The following is a 24,210-nucleotide window of genomic DNA, read 5'->3' as shown; positions in this document are numbered from 1 at the left end:
ACAAGGATGAATCGCCGGTTTCCTACATGGAAACCACCTTGCTGAAGCGCGTTTTGCGCAAGTCGCGTTGTTTTGCTATCCCATGTTCACCGATTCGCACTGCCACCTCAACTTCCCGGAACTGGTCAGCCAGTTACCTGCCATCCGCCAGTCCATGGCCGAGGCGCAAGTCACCCGGGCCCTGTGCATCTGCACCACCATGGAAGAGTTCGAGGGCGTGCACGCCCTGGCCCTGGCCCATGACAACTTCTGGAGCACAGTGGGTGTGCACCCCGACAACGAGGGCGTGACGGAACCCAGCGTGCAGGACCTGCTGGACCGCGCCGCTCTGCCCCGCGTGGTGGCGATTGGAGAGACCGGCCTGGACTATTACGGCATGGAAGACCGCAAGGGCGGGCGCAGCATTGCCGACCTGGAATGGCAACGCGACCGTTTCCGCACCCACATCCGCGCGGCGCGGGCCTGCGGCAAGCCGCTCATCATCCACACGCGCAGTGCGTCCGATGACACGCTGGCCATCCTGCGGGAAGAGGGCGAGGATGGCGCAAGCAACCAGGCGGGCGGCGTGTTCCACTGCTTTACCGAGTCGATGCAGGTGGCGCGCGCCGCGCTGGATCGGGGCTACTACATCTCGTTCTCGGGCATCGTCACCTTCAAGAGCGCACAGGAGTTGCGGGACGTGGTGGCCTTTGTGCCGCTGGACCGCATGCTCATCGAGACCGACAGCCCCTACCTGGCCCCGGTACCCTACCGTGGCAAGACCAACAACCCGTCGTATGTACCCCATGTGGCCCGGCAGGTGGCGGAGACCAAGGGGCTGGCGCTGGAGGTGGTGGCAGAGGCCACCAGCCGCAATTTCGATCGCTTGTTCCCGGAGGTAATGGCATGAACCTGCAACGACGTTCTGCCCTGGCCGCTGTGGCGCTGGGCCTGGTGTCTGCCCGGGCCTGGGCGGGTGCCTATGAAGACTTTTTTGTGGCCATCCTGCGCGATGACGGGGATGCAATCACTGCGCTGCTGCGCCGCGGCTTTGATCCGAACACGCGCGACCCCAAGGGGCAGGTGGGGCTCACGATTGCCCTGCAGAATGGAGCAAACAAGGCCGTTGCTGCGCTGCTGGCATCCCGCCGGCTGAATGTAGAGGCCCGCAACGCCAAGGACGAAAGTCCGTTGATGATGGCTGCCATCAAGGGCAACGTGGAGGCCGTCAAGGCGCTCATTGCACGCGATGCCGATGTCAACAAGACGGGTTGGACGCCGCTGCACTATGCCGCATCGGCAGGCTCGCCGCAGCATGCGGTCATCATTTCATTGCTGCTCGAAAACCACGCCTACATCGATGCAGCATCGCCCAACGGCACCACGCCGCTGATGATGGCGGCGCATTACGGCTCTACCGAGGCCGTGCAGTTGCTGCTGGATGAAGGGGCCGACCCTACGCTCAAGAACCAGCTGGGCTTGACCGCTGCCGATTTCGCCTTGCGTGTGAGCCGTACCGAGTCTGCGGAGAGAATCGCCGCGGCCATTCGGAAGCGCCAGCCCAACCGGGGCAAGTGGTAGCCAGGTAGCCAAGGCAGGCGCCAGCCGCACATGGAGGGCTGGTGCAAAGCTGGCCCTGCGGACTGTTGAGAAATCAGCAAAGGCCAGCACCAGTCGTGCCGCGCCTGCTTAGTCAGCGATGGTCCCTGAGCCCGACGCGGCGCGTGTCTGCAGCCGCGCATATAGCCCACCCAGCGCCATCAACTCGCTGTGGGTGCCTTGCTCGGCGATGCGCCCGCGCTCCATCACCACCACGCGGTCGGCATGCTCGATGGTGGAGAGCCGGTGCGCAATGACCAGGGTCGTGCGGCCCTGCATCAGGCGCTGCAGGGCTTCCTGCACCAGGCGTTCCGATTCGGTGTCCAGGGCCGAAGTCGCCTCGTCCAGGATGAGGATGGGAGCGTCCTTGTACAAGGCCCGTGCAATGGCCAGCCGCTGACGCTGCCCACCGGACAACTGCGTAGCGTTGTGCCCCACCACCGTGTGGATGCCCTGAGGCAGACCGGCCACGTGCTCGGCGAGATTGGCGGCAGCGAGGCATTCCAGCACCCGGGTTTCGTTCACGGCCTGGCCCAGAGCCACGTTGGCGGCAATGGTGTCATTGAACATCACCACATCCTGGCTCACCATCGCAAATTGCGATCGGAGGGACGCCAGGTCCCAGTCCTGCAAGGCATGCCCGTCGACGGCGGCGGTGCCGGCAGAAGGCAGCACAAAACGCGGTAGCAGGTTGACCAGTGTGGTCTTGCCTGCCCCGGAGGGACCCACCAGCGCGACGATCTCGCCCGGGGCCACCTGCAGGTTGACCCCATCCAAGGCGGGGGCGTGGTCGGCGCCGAACGATACGGTGACGTTGCTCAGGGTGAGCGCGCCTTGCACCCGGTCCTTGAGGTAGGTGCCGCCGGTTTCCGCGCCGGTGTCACCCAGCAGCCCCAGGCCGCGCTCCAAGGCGGCGACGCCCCGGGTCACGGGGCTGGCCACATCCGCCAGGCGCCGGATCGGCGCGATCAGCATTAGCATGGCCGTAATAAACGACACAAACCCGCCCACGGTCACATCCTTCACATCGACGGCACCCCGGCTCTGCCACAGCGCAATGCAGATCACCACCGACAGCGCGGCGGCGGCCAGCAACTGGGTCAGCGGCGTCATCGCCGCAGAAGCGATGGTGGATTTGATGGCCAGGCGGCGCAGGCTGCGGCTCAGGTCGGCAAAGCGCTGCGCCTGACCGCCTTGTGCGCCATGCAGACGCACCATGCGATGTGCCAGCACGTTTTCTTCGACCACATAGGCCAGCTCGTCCGTGGCCTGCTGGCTGCTTTTGGTGAGGTGGTACAGCCGCCGCGACAAGGTCTTCATGATCCAGGCGACCCCCGGAACAACGACTGCAACGATCAGCGTGAGCTGCCAGTTGAGGTACAGCAAATAGACCAGCAGCGCGACCAGCGTGAACCCGTCACGCGACAGGCCGAGCAGGGCCTGCACCAGCAACGTGGCACCGGTCTGCACTTCATAGACCACTGTATTGGAGAGCGCGCTGGCCGACTGGCGCCCAAACAATCCCATCTCAGCGGCCAGAACACGATCAAACAGCGCCTGGCGCAGTGTCAGCATGCCTTCGTTGGCAATGCGTGCCAGCGCGTACTGGCCCACAAACTGGGCCACGCCACGTACGAAAAAGACCCCCAGAATCGCCAAGGGCACCATCCACAGTTGCAAGGTACCCTGGGTAAAGCCCTTGTCCAGCAGGGGTTGCAGCAGGGCGGGGATCAAGGGCTCCGTGATGGCGCCCACCAGTGTGGCAACAATGGCCAGGCTCCAGGCCATTCGCTGGTCGCCAAAGTACACCGACAGCCGCTTCAGGCGCGCCATCAAGGTTGTGGGGGGATTGGGTGCGGGGGCAGGCGTCGGGCCCGTGTCGGTGGCTTGCATGTCGGCCGGATTCTACGTTTGTGCCATGTGAAGCCTGTCCGGCACGGTGTGTCGCGCACAGTTTGTCACAGGGTGCTCGCCGCTGTGTGTAACATTCGGGTTTGCCCTTTCGGCACTTGTTCGGCCACTGCTGGATGCCAATGACCACAGATCGAATCTCCCAACACCCATCTCCCGCAGCCCCGCTGCTTCCCCTGCGCCGCCAGTTGTTGGCCGCACTCATCGCCTCTCCCTCCATTCCCGCGCTTGCTCAGTTCCGAGTGGAAGTCACCGGCGTCGGGCTGACCCAGTTGCCTATCGCTATCGCTCCATTTCGCGGTGAGGCGCAATCACCACAAAAAATCGCTGCCATCGTCCAGGCCGACCTGGAGCGCAGCGGGCAGTTCCGCGCCATTGATGCCACTGGCGCCGCGCTGGACGAAACCGCACGGCCCGATGTCGCGCTGTGGCGTCAGAAAAGTGCGGATTCGCTGGCCACTGGCAGCGTCACGCGGTTGGCGGATGGGCGCTTTGATGTGCGCTTTCGCCTGTGGGATGTGGTCAAGGGGCAAGACCTGGGTGGGCAGAGTTTTGTCGTTACGCAGGGCGACCTGCGCCTGGTCTCGCACCGCATTGCCGACTTCATCTACGAAAAGCTCACCGGCGAGCGCGGCATCTTCTCGACGCGCATTGCCTATGTGACCAAAACCGGCCCCCGCTACAGCCTGTGGGTGGCAGATGCCGACGGCGAAAACGCCCAGTCCGCACTGTCGAGTCCCGAGCCCATCATTTCGCCCGCGTGGTCCCCCAATGGCGGCCAGCTGGCGTATGTGTCATTCGAGTCGCGCAAGCCGGTGGTGTATGTGCACGATGTGGCCACAGGTCGCAGACGCTTGATCGCGAACTTCCGTGGCTCCAACAGTGCACCAGCCTGGGCACCAGACGGCCGCACGCTGGCAGTGACACTGAGCCGCGACGGTGGTTCGCAGCTGTACACCATCGACGCGAATGGCGGCGAGCCGCGCCGACTGATGCAAAGCTCTGGCATCGATACCGAGCCCATGTTCTCAGGCGACGGCCGCAGCATCTTCTTCGTGAGCGACCGGGGTGGTGCGCCGCAAATCTACAAGGTTGGCGCGTCCGGTGGCAATGCGGAGCGCGTGACCTTTACCGGCACCTACAACATCTCGCCCAGCGTGAGTCCCGACGGTCGCTGGCTGGCCTACATCTCCCGCGTGGGGGGGGCGTTCAAGCTGCATGTGATGGACCTGTCCACGGGCACCGTCAATGCAGTGACTGACACGACGGCCGACGAAAATCCCAGCTTTGCACCCAACAGCCGCCTCATTGTTTACGCCACCCAGCAGCAGGGCCGTGAGGCCCTCATGACCACCACGTTGGACGGCAAGATCAAGGCGCGTCTTGCCGGCCAGGCCGGCGACATCCGCGAGCCGGACTGGGGTCCGTTCCAAAAGCAATGAACTTATTTGCAATTTCAGTTATCAAGCCTTCAGGAGAAATTTGGATGATGAAACGTATTACCCTTGCCCTCACCGTTGCCGCTCTCATGGCGGGCTGCAGTTCTGGCGTGAAGCTGGACGATGTGCCTGTCGAGGACAAAAATGCGACCTCCACCATGGGTGGTGCCAACAACGGCGCCAACTCCGGCAACACGTCGCAAAGCGGCGTGGCTGGCGTGGATCTCGGCCAGTCCGGCCGTGACGGCGCAGGCCCCGTGGGGGTCGCACGCGTCGTGTACTTTGATTACGACAGCTACGTGATCAAACCCGAGTTCCAGTCGATGATCGAAGCACACTCGCGCTTCATCAAGGCAGCCCCCAATCGCAAGGTCATGATCGAAGGCCATACCGATGACCGCGGTGGCCGCGAGTACAACCTGGCACTGGGCCAGAAGCGTGCAGAAGCCGTGCGCCGTTCGCTGGGCTTGCTGGGCGTGCCTGACAGCCAGGTCGAGGCCGTGAGTTTCGGCAAGGAAAAGCCTGCAGCCCAAGGCACCACCGAAGACGCCCGCGCCCAGAACCGTCGCGCTGAGCTGTCGTACCGTTGATGGCCCCCGCTGCACCGGTTTTTTCGCTGCGGGCGCTGGCAATGGCCGCGACGCTCGCCGCGTCGTTGTCTTCCGCCCATGCGGCGATCTTTGAAGACGGCGAGGCGCGGCGCGCCATCTTGGAGATGCGACAACGCGTGGATGGCCTGCAGTTGTCTCAGCAGCGCTCTGCCGAAGAGGTGCGCAAGCTCGGCGAAGAAAACGCTCAGCTGCGCCGCAGTCTGCTGGATTTGCAGACCCAGATCGAGACCCTGCGCGCCGAGCAGGCCAAGCTGAACGGCCAGAACGAGCAGCTGCTGCGCGATGTAGGTGAGCTGCAGCGCCGTCAGAAGGATATTGCTCAAGGCGTGGACGAGCGGTTGCGGCAGTTCGAGCCCATCAAGGTCACGGTGGATGGCCGCGAGTTTCAGGCAGACCCGGCGGAAAAGCGGGACTTTGAAGCGGCCCTGGCTGTGTTTCGGTCCGGCAAGTTCCCTGACGCCAGTGCCGCTTTTGCAGGCTTCGTGCGGCAGTATCCGCGCAGCGGTTACGTGCCTTCTGCGCGTTTCTGGCTGGGCAATGCCCAGTACGCGACCCGCGAGTACAAGGAAGCCATCGGCAATTTCAAGCAGATGCTGGCCGAGGCCCCCACGCACGCACGTGCGCCCGAGGCCGCGCTGTCCATCGCCAATTGCCAGATTGAGCTCAAGGACACCCGCACTGCGCGCAAGACACTGGAAGACCTTCTGCGAGCCTATCCGCAGTCTGAAGCGGCCGTTGCTGCCAAAGAGCGTCTCTCAAGGCTCAAATGACGGCGGTTGGTGTGGCCTTGGCCTCGCAACCCGCCGCAGACGAGGCGGCGGAGTACGCATTGGAGCGTCGCTTCGGCGGGCTTCAGCGGCTCTATGGCGTGCAGGGGGCAGCCAGAATCCGTGCCGCTCACGTGGCCGTGGTCGGCATTGGCGGTGTCGGATCCTGGGCTGCGGAGGCGCTTGCTCGCAGTGGCGTCGCTCAAATCACCTTGATCGATTTGGACCATGTCGCTGAATCGAACATCAACCGCCAGATTCACGCATTGACCGACACCGTAGGGCAAGCCAAGGTTTTGGCCATGCGCGATCGCATCGCGCAAATCCACCCAGGATGCACCGTCAACTGTGTTGAGGAGTTTGTGGAGCCCGGAAACTGGCCGGATTTGTTGCAGACGCCGGTGGATGCACTGATTGATGCGTGTGACCAGATCAAGGCCAAAACGGCGTTGTCGGTGTGGGCGCGGGCCCATGGTGTGCTGCACATCACCGTAGGCGCAGCAGGCGGCAAGCGGCATGCGCACAAGGTGGATGTGGATGATCTTGCATTCACGACCCACGACCCGCTGCTGGCCCAAATGCGCTACCAGATGCGCAAGCACCACGGCGCGCCGCGTGAGGGCAAGAAGATCGGGGTCCCCTGTGTTTTCAGCCGGGAGGCGGTAGCACCGCCAGATGCCTCCTGCAACATCGATGGCGATGGATCGTTGAACTGCCATGGCTACGGATCGGTGGTTGCCGTGACTGCGACCTTCGGTCAATGCGCGGCCGGCTGGGTACTCGATAAACTTGCAACCGATTCCAAATCGGCGGTAAAAAAGACGCTATAATCCAAGGCTTTGCAGCAATCGATACGATGGTTGCAATCGGTCGGGACGTTAGCTCAGTTGGTAGAGCAGCGGACTTTTAATCCGTTGGTCACAAGTTCGAATCTTGTACGTCCTACCACCCGATTCAAAAACGTACTTTCAAGTGCGTTTTACGCCAAAAGCCTCCCTCGGGAGGCTTTTGTTTTTGCTGCTCAGCTTATCTGAGGTCATTGGGGCGTGATGCCCCGGGATATTGGCGCGCTTGGCCTGGGCAAAGCGGGTATCACCGGGTGGGGGCGTCCGTTTCAGCCGAGGGTGCAAAGAGGTCCCAGCTGGCCATGAATAAGGCCGCAATCACGGGGCCGATCACAAACCCTGTCAGGCCGAACAAGGCCATGCCGCCCAGGGTGGAGATCAGCACGATGTAGTCGGGCATCTTGGTGTCCTTGCCCACCAGAACCGGGCGCAAGATGTTGTCCACGAGCCCGATCACAAAGACTCCGAACGCCGTCAACACCACCCCTTGCCACACTGCACCGGTTGCCAGAAAGTAAATGGCGACGGGCACCCAGATCAGCCCGGCCCCCACTGCGGGTAACAGCGACAGGAAGGCCATCAGAACCCCCCATAGCACAGGGCCCTGGATGCCCAGGATCCAGAAAATCATGCCGCCCAGTGCGCCCTGAGAGGCAGCTACCACAATGTTGCCTTTGACCGTGGCTCGGATCACGGTGGTGAATTTGCCCACCAGCTGACGTTTGTGGGCCTCTTCCAGGGGGGTGGCCTGACCGATGCGCTTCGCCAGGCTGGCACCATCGCGCAGCAGGAAGAACAGCAGATACAGCATGATGCCGAAGCTGACGATGAACTCGAGTGTGTTTTGGCCGATGCTCAGAGCCTGCGTCGCAACAAATTGACTGGCCTGTACCGCAAAGGATGAAAGCTTCTGTTGAAGCTCGCTCACGCTGGTCAGTTGCAGGCGATCGAGCAGGTTGACGGCCCAGGCGGGTAGGGCGGCGATGACCTGTTGCAGGTACAGCCCAAAATTGATCTGGCCGGAGCGTACGCGCTCATAGATGGCGGTGGCTTCTTGAATCAACGACACCGTGATGGCAGCCATGGGCAGGATCACCACCACCAGGCACAGGCCAAGCGTGCACAGCGCAGCCAGTGTGGGGCGCCTTGGCATTTTTTTCAGCAGTTTGCGATGCAGTGGCGCAAAGAGGATGGCAAGAATGACTCCCCAGAAAACGGCTCCATGAAACTGCCAGAGGATCGCGCCGAATGCGATGGTGACGACGGTGAGCAGCAGCAAAAAAGCTTTGTCCTGGAGGTGTTGATGCGGCATGGAGTTGGGTTTGAAATGGGATACCCGGAATGTACGCGAGGCGCCGGTCGAGGCGGATTTTTGGACGGTGCAGCGATGGCAGCATCCATTTTTTAGGGGTGGACTTCGGTTCAGTGGCACAATGGCGGTCGTACCAAGGCCCTTCCCCAGCCACAGTCGCATCCGCCAACCGGTTCAGCCGTGTCGCGGAAGGTTTCTCAACCAGCTAATGCTTTCCCAAGGAAAGCGGAGGTCAGCGGAATATGAGCGATACGACATCCGTCTATCAAGCCTACCAAGGCAACACTTACCTCTTCGGCGGCAATGCGCCCTATGTCGAAGAGATGTACGAGAACTATCTCGCCAACCCCGGTAGCGTGCCAGATACGTGGCGCGAGTACTTTGATGCGCTGCAGCACGTCCCAGCCGTGGATGGCAGCAACGCCAAAGACGTTCCGCACCTGCCCGTCATCAATGCCTTCGCAGAGCGCGCCAAGCAAGGCGGCACCAAGGTGGTGGTGGCGACTGGTGCTGACTCGGAGCTGGGTCGCAAGCGCACGGCCGTACAGCAACTGATCGCCGCCTATCGCAACGTGGGCCAACGTTGGGCCGATCTGGACCCGCTCAAGCGCACCGAGCGCCCCGCAATTCCCGAGCTGGAACCCTCTTTCTACGGTTTCAGCGATGCCGACCAGGAAACCGTGTTCAACACCAGCAACACGTTCTTCGGCAAAGAGTCGATGACGTTGCGCGAGTTGATCAACGCGCTGCGCGAGACCTATTGCGGCTCCATCGGTGCCGAATACATGTACGCCACCGACCAGAATCAGAAGCGCTGGTGGCAAGAGAAGTTGGAAACCATCCGCAGCAAGCCCAACTTTGGCGCGGACAAGAAGAAGCAGATCCTGGACCGCCTGACGGCCGCTGAAGGCCTGGAGCGTTTCCTGCACACCAAGTACGTGGGCCAAAAGCGTTTTTCGCTCGAAGGTGGTGAGAGCTTCATCGCTGCGATGGATGAACTCATCCAGTCTGCCGGCGCCAAGGGCGTGCAAGAAATCGTGATCGGTATGGCCCACCGTGGCCGTCTGAACGTGCTGGTCAACTCCCTGGGCAAGATGCCCAAGGACCTGTTCGCAGAGTTCGACCACACCGCTCCCGAAGACCTGCCCGCAGGTGACGTGAAGTACCACCAAGGCTTCAGCTCGGACGTGACCACCCCCGGCGGCCCGGTTCACCTGTCGCTGGCATTCAACCCATCGCACCTCGAAATTGTGAACCCGGTGGTCGAAGGCTCTGTGCGCGCTCGCATGGATCGCCGTGCTGACCCCCATGGCAAGCAGGTTCTGCCCGTGCTGGTCCATGGCGACGCAGCTTTTGCGGGCCAGGGCGTCAACCAGGAAACGCTGGCGCTGGCCCAGACCCGTGGTTACTACACGGGCGGCACGGTGCACATCATCATCAACAACCAGATCGGTTTCACCACCTCCGATCCACGTGACGCCCGCTCCACGCTGTATTGCACCGACATCGTGAAGATGATTGAGTCGCCCGTGCTTCACGTGAACGGTGATGACCCAGAAGCCGTGGTTCTGGCCACCCAACTGGCGCTTGAATTCCGCATGGAATTCAAGAAAGACGTCGTGGTGGACATCATCTGCTTCCGCAAGCTGGGCCACAACGAGCAGGACACCCCGGCTCTGACGCAGCCCCTGATGTACAAGAAGATCGGCGCACACCCCGGCACCCGCAAGCTGTACGCCGACAAGCTTGCCACCCAAGGTCTGGGCGAGTCGCTGGGCGATGACATGGTCAAGGCCTACCGCGCCGCCATGGACGCGGGCAAGCACACGGTCGATCCGGTGCTGACCAACTTCAAGAGCAAGTACGCCGTGGACTGGAGCCCGTTCCTGGGCAAAAAGTGGACGGATGCTGGTGACACCGCCATCCCGCTGGCCGAGTGGAAGCGCCTGGCCGAGAAGATCACCACCATCCCCGATAGCGTCACGCCACACCAGCTCGTCAAGAAGGTGTACGACGACCGTGCCGCAATGGGCCGTGGCGATATGCCCGTGGATTGGGGCATGGGCGAGCACATGGCGTTTGCGTCGCTGGTGGCCAGCGGCTATCCGGTGCGCCTGTCTGGCGAGGATTGCGGCCGTGGCACGTTCACGCACCGCCACGCCGTGATCCATGATCAAAAGCGCGAGAAGTGGGACATCGGTACCTACGTGCCGCTGCAAAACGTGGCCGACAACCAGGCCCCGTTTGTTGTGATCGACTCCATCCTGTCCGAAGAGGCGGTGCTGGGCTTCGAATACGGCTATGCATCGAACGACCCCAACACCCTGGTGATCTGGGAAGCGCAGTTCGGCGACTTCGCCAACGGCGCGCAAGTGGTGATCGACCAGTTCATCGCCTCGGGCGAAGTGAAGTGGGGCCGTGTGAACGGTATCACGCTGATGCTGCCCCACGGCTACGAAGGCCAGGGCCCTGAGCACAGCTCGGCCCGCCTGGAGCGCTTCATGCAGCTGGCTGCCGATACCAACATGCAGATCGTGCAGCCCACCACGGCCAGCCAGATCTTCCACGTGTTGCGTCGCCAGATGGTGCGTGATCTGCGCAAGCCGCTGATCATCATGACGCCCAAGTCGCTGCTGCGCAACAAGGACGCCACATCGCCGCTGTCCGAGTTCACCAAGGGTAGTTTCCAGACGGTGATCCCCGAGCAGGATGAAGCGATCGTGAAAAAGGCCGCCAAGGTCAAGCGCGTGATCGCATGCTCGGGCAAGGTGTACTACGACCTCGTGAAGAAGCGCGCCGAGAAGGAAGCCGACGATGTGGCGATCCTGCGCGTCGAGCAGCTCTACCCCTTCCCGCACAAGGCGTTCTCTGCCGAACTGAAGAAGTACCCGAACGCTACCGACGTGGTGTGGTGCCAGGACGAGCCACAGAACCAGGGCGCCTGGTTCTTCGTGCAGCACTACATCCACGAAAACATGCTCGAAGGCCAGAAGCTGGGCTACTCCGGCCGCGCTGCTTCGGCATCGCCAGCCGTGGGTTACTCGCACCTGCACCAGGAACAACAAAAGGCGCTGGTGGACGGCGCGTTTGCCAAGCTCAAGGGTTTTGTCCTGACCAAGTAAGGCCAGCTGCGACCCGACAACAGAACAAAACCCCATTCCGAAAGAATTGATATGGCTATCGTAGAAGTCAAGGTCCCTCAGCTGTCCGAATCCGTGGCCGAAGCCACCATGCTGACCTGGAAGAAAAAGGCCGGTGAGGCCGTGGCCGTGGACGAAATCCTCATCGAGATCGAAACCGACAAGGTCGTGCTCGAAGTGCCAGCGCCCGCCGCTGGCGTGCTGGCAGAAATCATCCAGGGCGACGGCGCCACGGTGGTGGCGGACCAGCTCATTGCCAAGATCGACACCGAAGGCAAGGCCGGTGCTGCAACTCCTGCTCCGGCAGCAGCAGCTCCCGTGGCTGCGGCAGCACCTGCTGCTGCCCCCGCAGCTACTGGCAGCTCCAAGGGCGATGTGGCCATGCCTGCCGCCGCCAAGCTGTTGGCCGACAACAACCTGTCTGTCTCGGCTGTGGCCGGTTCGGGCAAGGATGGCCGCGTGACCAAGGGTGATGTGCTGGCCGCTGTGGCGGGCGGCGCCAAGGCTGCCGTGGCTGCGCCCAGCGTGATTCCCACGGGCGTACCCACCAAGGCACTGCCCCAGGTGGCAGCGCCTGCCGGCAAGGAAGACCTGAGCGGCCGTCCCGAGCAGCGCGTGCCCATGAGCCGCCTGCGCGCCCGTGTGGCCGAGCGTCTGCTGCAGTCGCAGTCGACCAACGCCATCCTGACCACGTTCAACGAAGTGAACATGGCCCCAGTGATGGACCTGCGCAAGAAGTTCCAGGACAGCTTCACCAAGGAACACGGCACCAAGCTGGGCTTCATGTCCTTCTTTGTGAAGGCTGCTGTGCACGCCCTGAAGAAGTACCCCGTGCTCAACGCATCGGTGGACGGCAACGACATCGTCTACCACGGCTATTTCGACATCGGTATCGCCGTGGGTTCGCCACGCGGTTTGGTGGTGCCTATCCTCCGCAATGCAGACCAGATGAGCTTCGCCGACATCGAGAAGAAGATCGCCGAGTTCGGCAAGAAGGCTGCCGAAGGCAAGCTGGGCATTGAAGAAATGACCGGTGGCACGTTCTCCATCTCCAACGGCGGCACGTTCGGCTCCATGCTGTCCACCCCCATCATCAACCCGCCCCAGTCGGCCATCCTGGGCGTGCACGCCACCAAGGACCGTGCCGTGGTCGAAAACGGCCAGATCGTGATCCGCCCGATGAACTACCTGGCCATGTCCTATGACCACCGCATCATCGACGGCCGCGAAGCCGTGCTGGGCCTGGTGGCGATGAAGGACGCGCTGGAAGACCCATCGCGCCTGCTGTTCGACATCTGATCCCCTGACTGCATCGACCCACCCGCGTGGCCCGACCTCTGGTCCTGCCCGCCGGTGGGTCTTTCTCCAACTGACTGAACGAGATTTCCCATGAGCAAACAATTTGATGTGATCGTCATCGGTGGCGGCCCCGGTGGCTACATTGCCGCCATCCGCGCCGCCCAGCTGGGCTTCAACGTCGCCTGTATCGACGAGTGGAAGAACGACAAGGGCGGCCCCGCACCCGGCGGCACCTGCACCAATGTGGGCTGCATCCCCTCCAAGGCGCTGCTGCAGTCGTCCGAGCACTTCGAGCATGCCAACAAGCACTTTGCCGAGCACGGCATCACGGCGACCGGCGTAAAGATGGACGTGGCCAAGATGATTGCCCGCAAGGACACCGTCGTGAAGCAGAACAACGACGGCATCCTGTACCTGTTCAAGAAGAACAAGGTCAGCTTCTTCCACGGCCGTGGCTCGTTCGCCAAGGCCGTCGAGGGGGGTTACGAGATCAAGGTGGCGGGTGCCGCTGAAGAGACGCTGACCGGCAAGCAGATCATCATCGCCACCGGCTCCAACGCCCGTGCGCTGCCCGGCACGCCGTTTGATGAAGAACTGGTGCTGTCCAACGATGGCGCGCTGCGCGTCGGCGCCGTGCCCAAGAAGCTGGGCCTGATCGGCTCGGGCGTGATCGGCCTGGAAATGGGCTCGGTGTGGCGTCGCCTGGGTGCTGAAGTCACCATCCTTGAAGGCCTGCCGACCTTCCTGGGTGCCGTGGACGAGCAGATCGCCAAGGAAGCCAAGAAGGCCTTCGATAAGCAGGGCCTGAAGATCGAGCTGGGCGTGAAGGTCGGCGAGATCAAGACCGGCAAGAAGGGCGTGAGCATTGCCTACACCAACGCCAAGGGCGAAGCCCAATCGCTGGATGTGGACAAGCTCATCGTCTCCATCGGCCGCGTGCCCAACACCATTGGCCTGAACACCGAAGTCGTGGGCCTGCAACTGGACGAGCGCGGCGCCGTCGTCGTGGATGCCGACTGCAAGACCAACCTGCCGGGCGTCTGGGCCGTGGGAGACGTGGTACGTGGCCCGATGCTGGCGCACAAGGCCGAGGAAGAGGGCGTGGCCGTGGCGGAGCGCATCGCCGGCCAGCATGGCCACGTGAACTTCAACACCATCCCCTGGGTGATCTACACCAGCCCCGAGATTGCATGGGTGGGCCGCACCGAGCAGCAGCTCAAGGCCGACGGCGTCAAGTACAAGGCGGGCAGCTTCCCGTTCTTGGCCAACGGCCGCGCACGCGCGCTGGGCGACACCACCGGCATGGTCAAGATGCTGGCCGATGCCGAGACGGATGAAATCCTGGGCGTTCACATCGTGGGCCCACAGGCCAGCGAACTGATCGCCGAGGCCGTGGTGGCCATGGAGTTCAAGGCCAGCAGCGAAGACATCGCGCGCATCTGCCACGCCCACCCCAGCCTGAGCGAAGCCACTAAAGAAGCAGCGTTGGCAGTGGACAAGCGCACTCTGAACTTCTGATTGAGGTTCAATCAGCTGCAAGCGCATGATTTGCATGCGCTTGTAGCTATTATTTTTGTAGTATCAGAGCATCCACAAAGTGACCGTCAAACAGGCTTACCTGGCTGAGTTGGCCGCCAAAGGCTACCAAAGCGATCCCGCCCAGCTGCGCGCTGTGGATGCCCTGCAGCGCTGTGCTGACGAGTGGGCCCAGTACAAGGCGCGGCGCTCCAACGCGATCAAGAAGCTGATCAACCGCCCCGAGATTCCGCGGGGTGTGTACATGTACGGCGGCGTGGGGCGGGGCAAGAGCTTCTTGATGGAATGCTTTTTTGACGCTGTGCCCCTGAAGCGCAAGGTGCGTTTGCACTTTCACGAATTCATGCGCGAAGTACATCGCGAACTGGCTGCACTTCAGGGCACCGTCAATCCGCTGGACGTGTTGGGCGAGCGCATCGCCAAACGCTACAAGCTCATTTGTTTTGATGAGTTCCATGTGGCGGACATCACGGACGCGATGATCCTTCACCGTTTGCTGGTGGCGTTGTTCGACAACGGCGTTGGCTTTGTGACCACTTCCAATTTCAAACCGGACGACCTTTACCCCGGAGGTTTGCATCGCGACCGCATCCTGCCGGCAATTGACCTGCTCAATGAGCGGCTCGAAGTGGTCAACGTGGACAACGGCACCGACTATCGCCGCCGGACGCTGGAGCATGTGAAGCTATATCACACGCCACTGGGCCCTGAGGCGGACGCCGAGATGAACCAGGCGTTCGACCAGCTCGCCGAAGTGCATGACGAAGACCCCGTGCTGCATATCGAGGCGCGCGAAATTCGAGCCCGGCGCAAGGCCGGCGGGGTGGTGTGGTTTGACTTCAAGACCCTGTGCGGCGGGCCCCGGTCGCAGAACGACTATCTGGAGATTGCGACGCAGTTCCATACCGTGCTGCTGTCCGATGTTCCGTACATGCCCGTGAGCATGGCATCGCCAGCGCGGCGGTTTACCTGGCTGGTGGACGTGTTGTACGACCGCAGGGTCAAACTCATTCTGTCGGCGGCCGTGCCGCCTGAGCAGCTGTATACCGAGGGGCCACTGGCGCACGAGTTTCCACGCACGGTGTCGCGACTCAACGAGATGCAATCCAAGGAATTTCTGGCGCTGGAGCGCCGCACGGTGGATACGGGGTTGACATGAGCAAGACCGGTGGGCGTTTGTGGTCTGCGTTGGTGGTGCTGGCTTGCTCAGTGGTGCCTGTGCTGGTTGCTCCGGCCCGTGCTACCACGGAGGCGGGGGCAGAGTCCGCATCTGCGTCGGCAGCAGCGCATCGAAAGACGGAGCGTGACCGTATCGCACGCGAACGCGAGGCGCTGACAGCCCGGCGCCAGCAGGAAGAGGCGGTGTGCTACCAGCGCTTTGCGGTGGAGGATTGCTTGCGTGGTGTACGCGCCAAGGCGCGGGAGACCCACGACCGACTGCGCGCGCAGGAAATCGAACTCAACGACGCCGAGCGCAGGGAGAAAGCGGCAGAGCGCCTGCGGGCCATCGAGGACAAGCAAACGGCCGTCCCCCCTGCGGCCAAGCGTGCCGAGGCACAGGTTCGCAAGCCAGCGGCTGACCCGGACGCTGCCAAGGCGCAGCGCGACACAGAAGCGCACCAACGCGCGCAGCAACAAAACAGCCGCGCCCAGGCTCAGGCGACTGAGCAGGCCACACGTGCTGCCGCCAACGCGGATCGCGCGGCCCAGTCGCGTGCCAAACATGAACAGGCGCTCCAGGCTGCGGAGGAGCGTCGCGCGCGGGTTGAAAAATCCAGAGCCGATGCCTTGGCCCAAGGCCGCAAACCTGCTGCGCCCTTGCCGGCGCCTGCCGCGTCTGCGCCGATGCGTTGAATTGGGAAAACCCGCAGGGGGACAGGCGATCAGAAGGGGCGGGAGATCCCAGGCACATCAGCCAATAGGGAGGCAGGGTGGGGCAGTCTCATCACTACCCGATGAAATCCCTGCACTACCCCTGCTCCCGGCTGGTGGAGCGGACGAGATCCTCAGGGCCGGCCCATGTCCAGGGGCGTCAGGCGCGCAATCTTTTTCTCTTCGGCCAGCGCCTCGATCTTGACGACCACCAGCGAAAGGTTATCGCCGCCTCCACGTGCGCGGGAGCGGGCTTTTTCAATCAGGAACTCTGTCGCCTCCCGGGGGGACAGTGAATCGACCACCGATGCCAGCTCGGTGGGAGAAAAGTAGTGCCACACCCCGTCACTACAGGCCAGCAAGACATCGCCCGGCTGAAGCTGTGGAATCACATGGGTCGTGATGGGCGGGTCACTTTCGGTGCCCAGGCAGCCCACCAGGATGTTGGAGTGGGGATGGTTGTTGGCTTCGGCTTCCGTCAGCTCACCCCGGTCGACCAGCGCTTGCACATAGGAGTGGTCGCTGGTACGAAACGCCAGCCGGGAACCCTGAAAGTGATAGATGCGCGAGTCGCCTGCATGGACCCAGTGGCAGTCACCCCGGGGGTTGATCAGAAACGCCGCGATGGTGCTGTGGGGTTCTTGCTCTGCCGAGATGGCGGTCAGCCGAATGACGATGTGCGCCTCTTCGACCATGTTCTTGAGCATTGCCACCGGGTCGTCGGTGTCGGGCGAATAGCGCTCGAACAACTGGCGCGCCGTCATCATGACCTGGTCCGACGCCTTGCGCCCGCCGCTGCGGCCACCCATCCCGTCGGCGACCACACCCAGCACGCAGCCGTTGTGCCGCTCATGGGAGATCAGTGCCACCTGGTCTTGCTGGTATTCGCGGTCACCCTTGTGGATGCCGGTGGAGGCGATGAGGCGAAACGCTTTGGTCATGCTGCAGATTGTGGGGGCGCCTACGCGAACGCCTGTCGTGGAAAGCGGGCCAAGCGCGTATTATCCGCCCGCCTGTGGCATTTTTGCCATGCCCGTGGCCCCCTGCCTTGAAACCCAGCCTGCACTCCCCCCACCGCCAGTTGATCGAACTGCGCATGGAACATGCCGATCTCGATGCGCTCATCGACCGGTGTACGCCCGACGCGGCGCCCGACGAACTCACCTTGCGCCGTCTTAAAAAGCGCCGGCTGGTGCTACGGGACGCCATGGAGCGGCTGGAGCGGCAACTCGAACCCCAAGAGCCCGCCTGATGTCGTTGGTGGCCATGGTGCCCGAGGTGTTTGCCCCCGGTGGTGTGCTGGCGCGGGCAGATGGGCATTTTCAGCCGCGTGACGGCCAGACCCAGATGGCCGTTGCGGTGGCTCAGACCATTGCAGAAGGGGGCGCGCTGGTGGTGGAGGCGGGTACCGGTGTGGGCAAGACCTACGCCTATCTGGTGCCCGCCTTGCTGAGTGGTGAGCGGGTGCTGTTGTCTACCGCGACCAAGGCCCTGCAGGACCAGTTGTTCGCGCGCGACCTGCCTCGGCTGGTCCAGATCCTGGGGCAGCCCGTTCGTATGGCCCTGCTGAAGGGGCGCACCAGTTATTTGTGTCTGCATCGCATGCAGCAGGCACGCCTGGATGTCCAGGCCCAGGACCGTGGTGTTGCCCGTGTGCTGGCCAAGGTGGAGGACTGGTCGCGCCAGACCGTATCCGGCGATCTGGCCGAGCTGACCGGATTGGATGAGCGCTCGCCGGTGATTCCGTTGGTCACCTCGACGCGTGAGAACTGCCTGGGGTCCTCGTGTCCTCGCTTTCGGGAATGCCATGTTCACCGCGCGCGGCGCGAAGCGTTGGCTGCGGACATTGTGGTCATCAACCATCACCTGTTCTTTGCCGATGTGGCGGTGCGTGAGTCGGGCATGGCTGAGTTGCTACCGACGGTGCGTGTCGTTGTTTTCGATGAGGCCCACCAGATCAATGAGACCGGCGTTCAGTTTCTGGGGATGCAGATGTCCACGGGGCAATGGATGGACTTTGCCCGCGACCTGCTGATCGCCGGACTACAACATGCGCGCGGGTTGGCGGACTGGGCGGGGCTGTCGCAGCTTCTGGAGTTGTCTGCTCGGGACCTTCGTCTGGTCGTTGGCAACGCGATTTTCCAGGGGGCGAATGGCGTTGCAGCAGGGGCCAGAGTGCGCTGGACGGAGGAGGCCCCCGAAGGTGTCTCGGGCGCTGAGTGGCGTGCTGCGTTGCGTGCATTGGGATCGGCGTGCGCGCAGTCGCTGGAGTCGCTGGACACGGTGAGCGAAATATCGCCCGATCTGGAGCGCCTGTACGAACGTGGCAGTGCACTGTTGGCACGGCTGGCCAGGTTTTCGGGCCCTTGTCAGGCCGATGCGGTGCGTTGGCTCGATGTGGGCAACCAGTTGCGTCTGATCGAGTCTCCGCTGGACATTGCAGATGCCATGCGCACTCGGATTCTGACGTCGCCCGCAGAAACCTCGGAAGGGGGAGCCTGGCCTGAAGAGCCGGCCGCAAATGTGGGCAGGGCGTGGATTTTCACGTCTGCGACGCTGGGTGCCGATGAGGCCTTGACCTGGTTCACCGAACGAGCCGGACTGAAGGATGCACGCATCCTTCGCGTGGCCAGCCCGTTCGACTATGCCCGACAGGCGGCCTTGCATGTGCCGCGCCAGTTGCCATCGCCTGCGGATCCGTCCCACAGCCGCAGTGTGGCCGAGTGGGTTGCGCTGGCCGCCGAGCCGCTGGGCGGGCGCACGCTGGTGCTGACCACCACACTCAAGGCGTTGCGCACCATTGGCGATGCCCTTAAAGCACGTTGGCAGACCTCCGGCGCGTTGGAGGTGTTGGTGCAGGGGGAATGGCCCAAGCGGCGCTTGATGGAGCGTTTTCGCGAAGGCGCATCACACGGCCTGCCGGGTTGTGTGCTGGTGGCCTCGGCTTCGTTCTGGGAGGGGTTTGATGTGCCAGGCGATGCTCTGCAACTGGTGGTCATCGACAAGCTGCCATTCCCACCCCCGGGAGATCCGTTGGGGGAGGCGCGCACCCAGCACATCGAGAGGGCGGGTGGCAAAGCGTTCACATCGTATGCACTGCCGGAGGCGGCGGTCGCGCTCAAACAAGGGGCCGGGCGCTTGATCCGGCATGAAACCGACCGGGGTATTTTGGTGGTGGGCGATACACGCCTGGTGACGATGGGTTACGGCAAGCGCTTGCTGGCCGCGTTGCCTCCAATGCGCAGGCTGGAATCGCCCGAAGAATTCGAGTCTGCGCTGATGGCGCTTACCAAACCTTCCACCACGGATCCGACTTGCCCTTGAAGCCGCCATTCAGATAGGCGCTTTGCGGGTAGGACTTGTCCATCACGCGGCGGGCGTCGTCGCGCAGCTGGGTCATTCCGAGCGCGTCGTAGGACTGGATCAGGATATACAGCGCCTCTTCAAGCGCTGGCACACCCTGGTAATCGGCCAGCGCCACTTGCGCTCGGCCAATGGCAGCCACGTAGGCGCCACGCTGGAAGTAGTAGCGCGCCACATGCACCTCGTACTGCGCCAGCGAATTGACGATGTAGGTCATGCGCTGGCGCGAGTCCTGCGCGTAGCGGGATTCAGGAAAGCGTGTGACCAGTTCGCTGAAAGCTTCAAAGGAGTCTTTGGCAGCTTTTTGGTCGCGCTCGGACAGGTCTTGGCGCGAGATGAACGAGAAAAGGCCCAGGTTGTCGTTGAAGTTGACCAGGCCTTTCAGGTACAGCGCATAGTCCAGAGCCGGGCTTGCAGGGTGCAGCTTCATGAACCGGTCGAGCGTTGCGATGGCCTGCGCTTTTTCACCCGCCTTGTAGTGGGCATAGGCCTTGTCGATCTGCGCCTGTTGGGCCAGGGGGGTGCCCGCAGCGCGGCCCTCCAGCTTTTCCAGCAGCGGAACGGCCTTGTCATAGGCCCCGCTGTTCATTTCGTCCTGGGCTTCCGAGTGAATGCGATTAGGACTCCAGCCCGCCGTTTTATCGACCGTGGTGCTGGAGCAGCCAGCCAGCAAACCAGCCAGCAGCAGGGCGGAAACAAGGGGCAGTGGGGCACGCAGCATCGCAAGCAGCTTTCAGCAAAGAAAAAAGGAGGTGCGCCAAAAGGGGCTCAGGGGTTTTGTTGCGGGCCGGTGCACTGAACACACCCGACACGCAAGCTGCCACCACCATTTCAGGCACGAAAAAGCATTGTACTGGCGGCGCCTGCAGCGCCAAGGCGCCGCAGGCGTCTGTGCTGCCGATGAACCGCCGGGGTTTCTACAATGCCTGCATGTTTGTTCATTTGCGCCTGCACACCGAGTTCTCCGTCGTTGACGGTACCAATCGCATCGACGAGGTGGCCAAAGCCGCTGCCAAAGACGGCCAGCCCGCACTGGCCATCACCGATCTCAACAATCTCTTTGGCGCGATCAAGTTCTACAAGGAAGCGCGGGGCAAGGGTGTCAAGCCCATCCTGGGCGCGGAGATCTTTCTCGAAGGCGAGGCGGGTGCACCGCCGTCGCGTCTCATTGTTCTGGTTCAGAGTCGGCAGGGGTATCTGAACCTTTCGGAGCTGTTGGCCCGCGCCTGGACGCGCAACGTGGTGAAAAACCTGGCGTTGAGCACCTGGGCATGGCTGGAGGAGCTATCCGAGGGATTGATCGCGTTGTCTGGCGCTCAGGCCGGTCCGGTAGGGCAGGCGCTGATGAAGGGGGATGAGTCGGGCGCTGCGGACATTGCGTTGCGTCTGGCGGGCATTTTCCCGCACCGGTTTTATGTGGAACTTCAACGCGCTGGCCGCACTGACGATGAAGCCCATGTGGTTGCTGCAGCCCAGCTCGCTGCACGACTGAGTCTGCCTGTCGTGGCAACCCACCCGATTCAGTTTGCTGGTCCTGACGATTACGAGGCGCACGAGGCCCGCATCTGCATCGCTGAAGGGGAAATCCTGGCCAACCCCCGCCGGGTGCGCAAGTTCACCCGCGACCAGTATTTCAAGACCTCTGCGGAGATGGAGGCCTTGTTTGCCGACCTGCCATCGGCCATTGCCAATACGGTCGAGATTGCGCAACGCTGCAATCTGACCCTGGTGTTGGGCAAACCGCAATTGCCGGATTTTCCGACGCCCAATGGCATGCCCATCGATGAGTATTTCCGCTACGCGTCATTCGAAGGGTTGGAGGAGCGCCTCAAGCATCTCTTCCCAGACGAGACCGAAAGAGACAAGCAGCGACCACGCTATGTGGAGCGACTGGAGTTCGAGCTGGGCACCATTCTCAAGATGGGGTTTCCCGGCTACTTCCTGATCGTGGGTGACTTCATTCAGTGGGCGAAGAACAATGGCTGCCCGGTGGGGCCGGGCCGTGGTTCGGGTGCCGGTTCGCTGGTCGCCTATGCGCTGAAGATCACCGACCTGGACCCGCTGCAATACAACCTGCTGTTTGAGCGCTTTTTGAACCCAGAGCGCGTTTCGATGCCTGACTTCGACATCGATTTCTGCCAGTCCAACCGCGACCGGGTGATTGACTATGTCAAGGACAAATACGGCAAGAATGCTGTGAGCCAGATCGCCACCTTCGGCACGATGGCGGCCAAGGCTGCGATCCGCGACGTGGGCCGGGTCATGGACATGAGCTACACATTCTGTGATGGCATCTCCAAGCTGGTGCCCGGCAAGCCCGGCATGTCCTACACCCTGGCCTATCCGCCCGAGGTGAAAAAGGAAGGCGACAAGAACAACTACGCGCTAGAACTGGAGCCCATGCTCTACGAGCGCGTGCGCAAGGAAGAGGACGTCAAGACCGTCATCGAGATGGCGCAAAAGCTCGAGGGCATGACGCGTAACATCGGCATGCATGCCGGCGGCGTGTTGATCGCGCCCGGCAAACTCACCGATTTCTGCCCGCTCTACCAGCAGCCAGGCAGTGAGTCGGCCGTGAGCCAGTATGACAAGGACGATGTGGAGGCCATCGGACTGGTGAAGTTCGACTTTCTGGGGTTGGCTACGCTCACCATTCTGGAGATTGCGCGCGAGTTCATCATCAAGCGCCACAAGGGCCAGGAGAACTTTGCGTTCGAGAACATTCCGCTCGACGACGGGCCGACGTACCGGCTGTTCTCCGAGGGTAAGACTGAAGCGGTGTTCCAGTTTGAAAGCCGTGGCATGCAGGGTATGTTGAAAGAGGCGCGCCCCAGCCGGCTGGAAGATCTGATTGCCCTGAACGCGCTGTACCGGCCAGGACCTATGGACCTGATTCCCAGTTTCGTGAATCGAAAGCATGGCAAGGAAGAGGTCATCTACCCGCACCCGCTGGTGGAGCCCGTGCTGGCCGAGACTTACGGGATCATGGTGTACCAGGAGCAGGTGATGCAGACCGCTCAGGTCCTGGGCGGTTACAGCCTGGGCGGCGCCGACATGCTGCGCCGTGCCATGGGCAAGAAGAAGGCCGAGGAGATGGCCGAACACCGCGCCATCTTCCGCAAGGGAGCTGCCGAGAAGGGCATCAGCCAGGAGAAGGCTGACGAGGTGTTCGACTTGATGGAGAAGTTTGCGGGCTACGGCTTCAACAAGTCGCACGCAGCCGCTTATTCCCTGCTGGCGTATCACACCGGCTGGCTCAAGGTGCACTACACCGCCGAGTTCTTCTGCGCCAACATGACGGTGGAAATGGATGACACCGACAAGCTCAAGGTGTTGTTTGAAGACGCGCAAAAGATGGGGCTGTCGTTTGAGCCGCCGGACGTGAACCGCGGTTTTTATCGGTTCGAACCCGTCACCGACAAGATCATCCGTTATGGCCTGGGGGCCGTGAAAGGCACGGGTCAACAGGCGATTGAAGCCATCGTCGCCGCCCGCGAAGGGCGCGGGGAGGGGCCACAGGGGTCGACGAAGGGGCCTTTCAAGAGCCTGTTTGATTTCTGTGTGCGGGTGGACAAGGCCCGCATGAACAAGCGCACGGTGGAGGCGCTGATCAAGGCTGGCGCCTTTGACTCCATCCATCTCAACCGGGCAGCCTTGGTCGCTTCGATTGACCGTGCGTTTGACTTTGCCGCCGTAACGCTCGCGAACGTGAACCAGGGGGGGTTGTTTGACATGATGGGCGACGACGCCCATGGCTCCAGCACGCAGGAACCAGACCTGGTGGATGCAACGCCCTGGGGCATCAAGGAGCGGCTCACGCTGGAAAAAACCGCCGTGGGGTTCTATCTGTCTGGTCACCTTTTTGATGAAGTGGCGACGGAGGTGCGCCGTTTTGTGCGGACCCAGATCGACGAGCTGCTGGATAGCCGTGAGCCTCAGGTCCTGGCCGGCATCATCAGCGACTTCCGGGTCATCAACGGGCAACGGGGCAAGCTGGGGCTCTTCAAGCTGGACGACAAGTCTGCAGTGATCGAAGCGTCTGCGGATGAAGCGCTGCTCAACACCTACCGCAACCAGCTCAAGGAGGACGAGTTTGTGGTGATGATGGGAAGGTTGCAGCTGGACCACTTCAGCGGCGGCCTGCGCGTCAAAGTGCAGCAGGTGTGGGATTTGGCGGGCGCGCGTTGCCGGTTTGGCAAATACCTGCATGTGACTGTGGGTGACAAGGCGCCCGATGTGCCGCGCTTGGTGCGAGAGTTTCCACCGGTGCGCGAAGAGATTGCCGAAGGGGAGTTGGTGCACGGGCTGCGCGTGCGCATGGGCGTGCGTTGCAAGTCGGACGACGCGGCCGCAGTGGCGGAGTTGCAACTGGGCGAAAACGCGCGTTTTTACCCCAGCGATGCAGCCCTCGCGGCGTGGACTGCCCAAGTAGGCGCCGGTGCTGCCAATGTGGTCTATGAGTGACGGATTGTTCTGCCAGAGTTTCGGTCAACGGCTGGCTTGAAAAATACCTGCCCCACAACCAGCTTCTCTTGCA

The 24,210-nt window shown here is 62.4% G+C and carries 18 protein-coding genes and 1 tRNA gene; 15 read left to right on the top strand and 4 right to left on the bottom strand.

Going from position 1 to position 24,210, the window contains the following annotated elements:
- The first annotated feature begins 82 nt into the window (after positions 1–82).
- Complete coding sequence (locus ACODSU_RS13505; RefSeq protein ID WP_488842683.1) at positions 83–889, top strand: TatD family hydrolase; 807 nt, start codon at positions 83–85, stop codon at positions 887–889.
- Positions 886–1,560, top strand: coding sequence for an ankyrin repeat domain-containing protein (locus tag ACODSU_RS13500; protein WP_309824468.1), 675 nt, complete (start codon positions 886–888; stop codon positions 1,558–1,560). The genes ACODSU_RS13505 and ACODSU_RS13500 overlap by 4 nt, the downstream gene beginning before the upstream one ends.
- 108 nt (positions 1,561–1,668) lie before the next feature.
- Here ACODSU_RS13500 and msbA read toward each other — a convergent pair whose 3' ends face one another.
- On the bottom strand, positions 1,669–3,471 hold the full coding sequence (msbA, locus tag ACODSU_RS13495; protein WP_488842682.1) for a lipid A export permease/ATP-binding protein MsbA: 1,803 nt from the start codon (positions 3,469–3,471) through the stop codon (positions 1,669–1,671).
- A gap of 140 nt (positions 3,472–3,611) precedes the next feature.
- Between msbA and tolB the strand changes: the two genes are divergently transcribed.
- The 5 genes from tolB (at position 3,612) to ACODSU_RS13470 (ending at position 7,254) form a co-directional block, all read left to right on the top strand.
- Positions 3,612–4,931 carry a Tol-Pal system beta propeller repeat protein TolB gene (gene tolB / locus ACODSU_RS13490; protein ID WP_488842681.1) on the top strand — a complete coding sequence of 440 codons (1,320 nt, stop codon included), beginning with the start codon at positions 3,612–3,614 and terminating at the stop codon, positions 4,929–4,931.
- Positions 4,932–4,975: 44 nt separating this feature from the next.
- Positions 4,976–5,518 carry a peptidoglycan-associated lipoprotein Pal gene (pal, locus tag ACODSU_RS13485; RefSeq protein WP_015013864.1) on the top strand — a complete coding sequence of 181 codons (543 nt, stop codon included), beginning with the start codon at positions 4,976–4,978 and terminating at the stop codon, positions 5,516–5,518.
- Positions 5,518–6,309, top strand: coding sequence for a tol-pal system protein YbgF (ybgF, locus tag ACODSU_RS13480; RefSeq protein ID WP_488842680.1), 792 nt, complete (start codon positions 5,518–5,520; stop codon positions 6,307–6,309). Before pal ends, ybgF begins: the two co-directional genes overlap by 1 nt.
- Positions 6,306–7,136 carry a tRNA threonylcarbamoyladenosine dehydratase gene (locus tag ACODSU_RS13475; RefSeq protein WP_488842679.1) on the top strand — a complete coding sequence of 277 codons (831 nt, stop codon included), beginning with the start codon at positions 6,306–6,308 and terminating at the stop codon, positions 7,134–7,136. The genes ybgF and ACODSU_RS13475 overlap by 4 nt, the downstream gene beginning before the upstream one ends.
- Before the next feature lie 42 nt (positions 7,137–7,178).
- Positions 7,179–7,254, top strand: a tRNA-Lys gene (locus tag ACODSU_RS13470).
- Between the two features lie 144 nt (positions 7,255–7,398).
- Here ACODSU_RS13470 and ACODSU_RS13465 read toward each other — a convergent pair.
- Positions 7,399–8,463: an AI-2E family transporter gene (locus tag ACODSU_RS13465; RefSeq protein WP_488842678.1), complete on the bottom strand. Its 1,065-nt coding sequence runs from the start codon at positions 8,461–8,463 to the stop codon at positions 7,399–7,401.
- A 242-nt stretch (positions 8,464–8,705) separates the two neighbouring features.
- On the opposite strand from ACODSU_RS13465, the gene ACODSU_RS13460 reads away from it, so the two are divergent.
- The 5 genes from ACODSU_RS13460 (at position 8,706) to ACODSU_RS13440 (ending at position 16,292) form a co-directional block, all read left to right on the top strand.
- Entirely contained in the window at positions 8,706–11,585 is a 2,880-nt protein-coding gene (locus ACODSU_RS13460; RefSeq protein ID WP_015013899.1) for a 2-oxoglutarate dehydrogenase E1 component, read from the top strand.
- Positions 11,586–11,636: 51 nt separating this feature from the next.
- The gene (odhB, locus tag ACODSU_RS13455) at positions 11,637–12,902 is read left to right on the top strand and encodes a 2-oxoglutarate dehydrogenase complex dihydrolipoyllysine-residue succinyltransferase (RefSeq protein WP_488842677.1); all 1,266 of its coding nucleotides are present in this window, start codon (positions 11,637–11,639) and stop codon (positions 12,900–12,902) included.
- A gap of 90 nt (positions 12,903–12,992) precedes the next feature.
- Complete coding sequence (gene lpdA, locus ACODSU_RS13450; protein ID WP_488842676.1) at positions 12,993–14,420, top strand: dihydrolipoyl dehydrogenase; 1,428 nt, start codon at positions 12,993–12,995, stop codon at positions 14,418–14,420.
- A 79-nt stretch (positions 14,421–14,499) separates the two neighbouring features.
- Positions 14,500–15,597 carry a cell division protein ZapE gene (gene zapE, locus ACODSU_RS13445; protein WP_015013902.1) on the top strand — a complete coding sequence of 366 codons (1,098 nt, stop codon included), beginning with the start codon at positions 14,500–14,502 and terminating at the stop codon, positions 15,595–15,597.
- Positions 15,594–16,292: a hypothetical protein gene (locus ACODSU_RS13440; protein ID WP_488842675.1), complete on the top strand. Its 699-nt coding sequence runs from the start codon at positions 15,594–15,596 to the stop codon at positions 16,290–16,292. The genes zapE and ACODSU_RS13440 overlap by 4 nt, the downstream gene beginning before the upstream one ends.
- Before the next feature lie 152 nt (positions 16,293–16,444).
- Here ACODSU_RS13440 and ACODSU_RS13435 read toward each other — a convergent pair whose 3' ends face one another.
- Positions 16,445–17,251 (bottom strand): PP2C family protein-serine/threonine phosphatase, encoded by an 807-nt coding sequence (locus ACODSU_RS13435; RefSeq protein ID WP_015013904.1) that lies wholly within the window; start codon positions 17,249–17,251, stop codon positions 16,445–16,447.
- Positions 17,252–17,358: 107 nt separating this feature from the next.
- On the opposite strand from ACODSU_RS13435, the gene ACODSU_RS13430 reads away from it, so the two are divergent.
- Positions 17,359–17,562 carry a YdcH family protein gene (locus tag ACODSU_RS13430; RefSeq protein WP_099730408.1) on the top strand — a complete coding sequence of 68 codons (204 nt, stop codon included), beginning with the start codon at positions 17,359–17,361 and terminating at the stop codon, positions 17,560–17,562.
- Positions 17,562–19,634, top strand: coding sequence for a DNA repair helicase YoaA (yoaA, locus tag ACODSU_RS13425; protein ID WP_488842674.1), 2,073 nt, complete (start codon positions 17,562–17,564; stop codon positions 19,632–19,634). Before ACODSU_RS13430 ends, yoaA begins: the two co-directional genes overlap by 1 nt.
- Here the strand turns inward: yoaA and ACODSU_RS13420 are convergent.
- Positions 19,597–20,394: an outer membrane protein assembly factor BamD gene (locus tag ACODSU_RS13420; RefSeq protein ID WP_015013907.1), complete on the bottom strand. Its 798-nt coding sequence runs from the start codon at positions 20,392–20,394 to the stop codon at positions 19,597–19,599. The genes yoaA and ACODSU_RS13420 overlap by 38 nt on opposite strands.
- Before the next feature lie 209 nt (positions 20,395–20,603).
- Between ACODSU_RS13420 and dnaE the strand changes: the two genes are divergently transcribed.
- Positions 20,604–24,137 (top strand): DNA polymerase III subunit alpha, encoded by a 3,534-nt coding sequence (gene dnaE / locus ACODSU_RS13415; protein ID WP_488842673.1) that lies wholly within the window; start codon positions 20,604–20,606, stop codon positions 24,135–24,137.
- The last annotated feature ends 73 nt before the right edge of the window (positions 24,138–24,210 follow it).

Source organism: Acidovorax sp. FG48 (assembly GCF_057809085.1).
Note: the sequence above shows the minus strand (reverse complement) of the source record. Positions and strands in the feature narration are given on the sequence as shown.

Coding starts and splice junctions, on each gene's coding strand:
- lpdA (WP_488842676.1), top strand. CDS start 12,993: ATGAGCAAACAATTTGATGTGATCGTCATCGGTGGCGGCCCCGGTGGC.
- ACODSU_RS13475 (WP_488842679.1), top strand. CDS start 6,306: ATGACGGCGGTTGGTGTGGCCTTGGCCTCGCAACCCGCCGCAGACGAG.
- tolB (WP_488842681.1), top strand. CDS start 3,612: ATGACCACAGATCGAATCTCCCAACACCCATCTCCCGCAGCCCCGCTG.
- pal (WP_015013864.1), top strand. CDS start 4,976: ATGATGAAACGTATTACCCTTGCCCTCACCGTTGCCGCTCTCATGGCG.
- ACODSU_RS13440 (WP_488842675.1), top strand. CDS start 15,594: ATGAGCAAGACCGGTGGGCGTTTGTGGTCTGCGTTGGTGGTGCTGGCT.
- dnaE (WP_488842673.1), top strand. CDS start 20,604: ATGTTTGTTCATTTGCGCCTGCACACCGAGTTCTCCGTCGTTGACGGT.
- ACODSU_RS13435 (WP_015013904.1), bottom strand. CDS start 17,251: ATGACCAAAGCGTTTCGCCTCATCGCCTCCACCGGCATCCACAAGGGT.
- odhB (WP_488842677.1), top strand. CDS start 11,637: ATGGCTATCGTAGAAGTCAAGGTCCCTCAGCTGTCCGAATCCGTGGCC.
- ACODSU_RS13500 (WP_309824468.1), top strand. CDS start 886: ATGAACCTGCAACGACGTTCTGCCCTGGCCGCTGTGGCGCTGGGCCTG.
- msbA (WP_488842682.1), bottom strand. CDS start 3,471: ATGCAAGCCACCGACACGGGCCCGACGCCTGCCCCCGCACCCAATCCC.
- ACODSU_RS13505 (WP_488842683.1), top strand. CDS start 83: ATGTTCACCGATTCGCACTGCCACCTCAACTTCCCGGAACTGGTCAGC.
- ybgF (WP_488842680.1), top strand. CDS start 5,518: ATGGCCCCCGCTGCACCGGTTTTTTCGCTGCGGGCGCTGGCAATGGCC.
- ACODSU_RS13465 (WP_488842678.1), bottom strand. CDS start 8,463: ATGCCGCATCAACACCTCCAGGACAAAGCTTTTTTGCTGCTGCTCACC.
- yoaA (WP_488842674.1), top strand. CDS start 17,562: ATGTCGTTGGTGGCCATGGTGCCCGAGGTGTTTGCCCCCGGTGGTGTG.
- ACODSU_RS13460 (WP_015013899.1), top strand. CDS start 8,706: ATGAGCGATACGACATCCGTCTATCAAGCCTACCAAGGCAACACTTAC.
- ACODSU_RS13420 (WP_015013907.1), bottom strand. CDS start 20,394: ATGCTGCGTGCCCCACTGCCCCTTGTTTCCGCCCTGCTGCTGGCTGGT.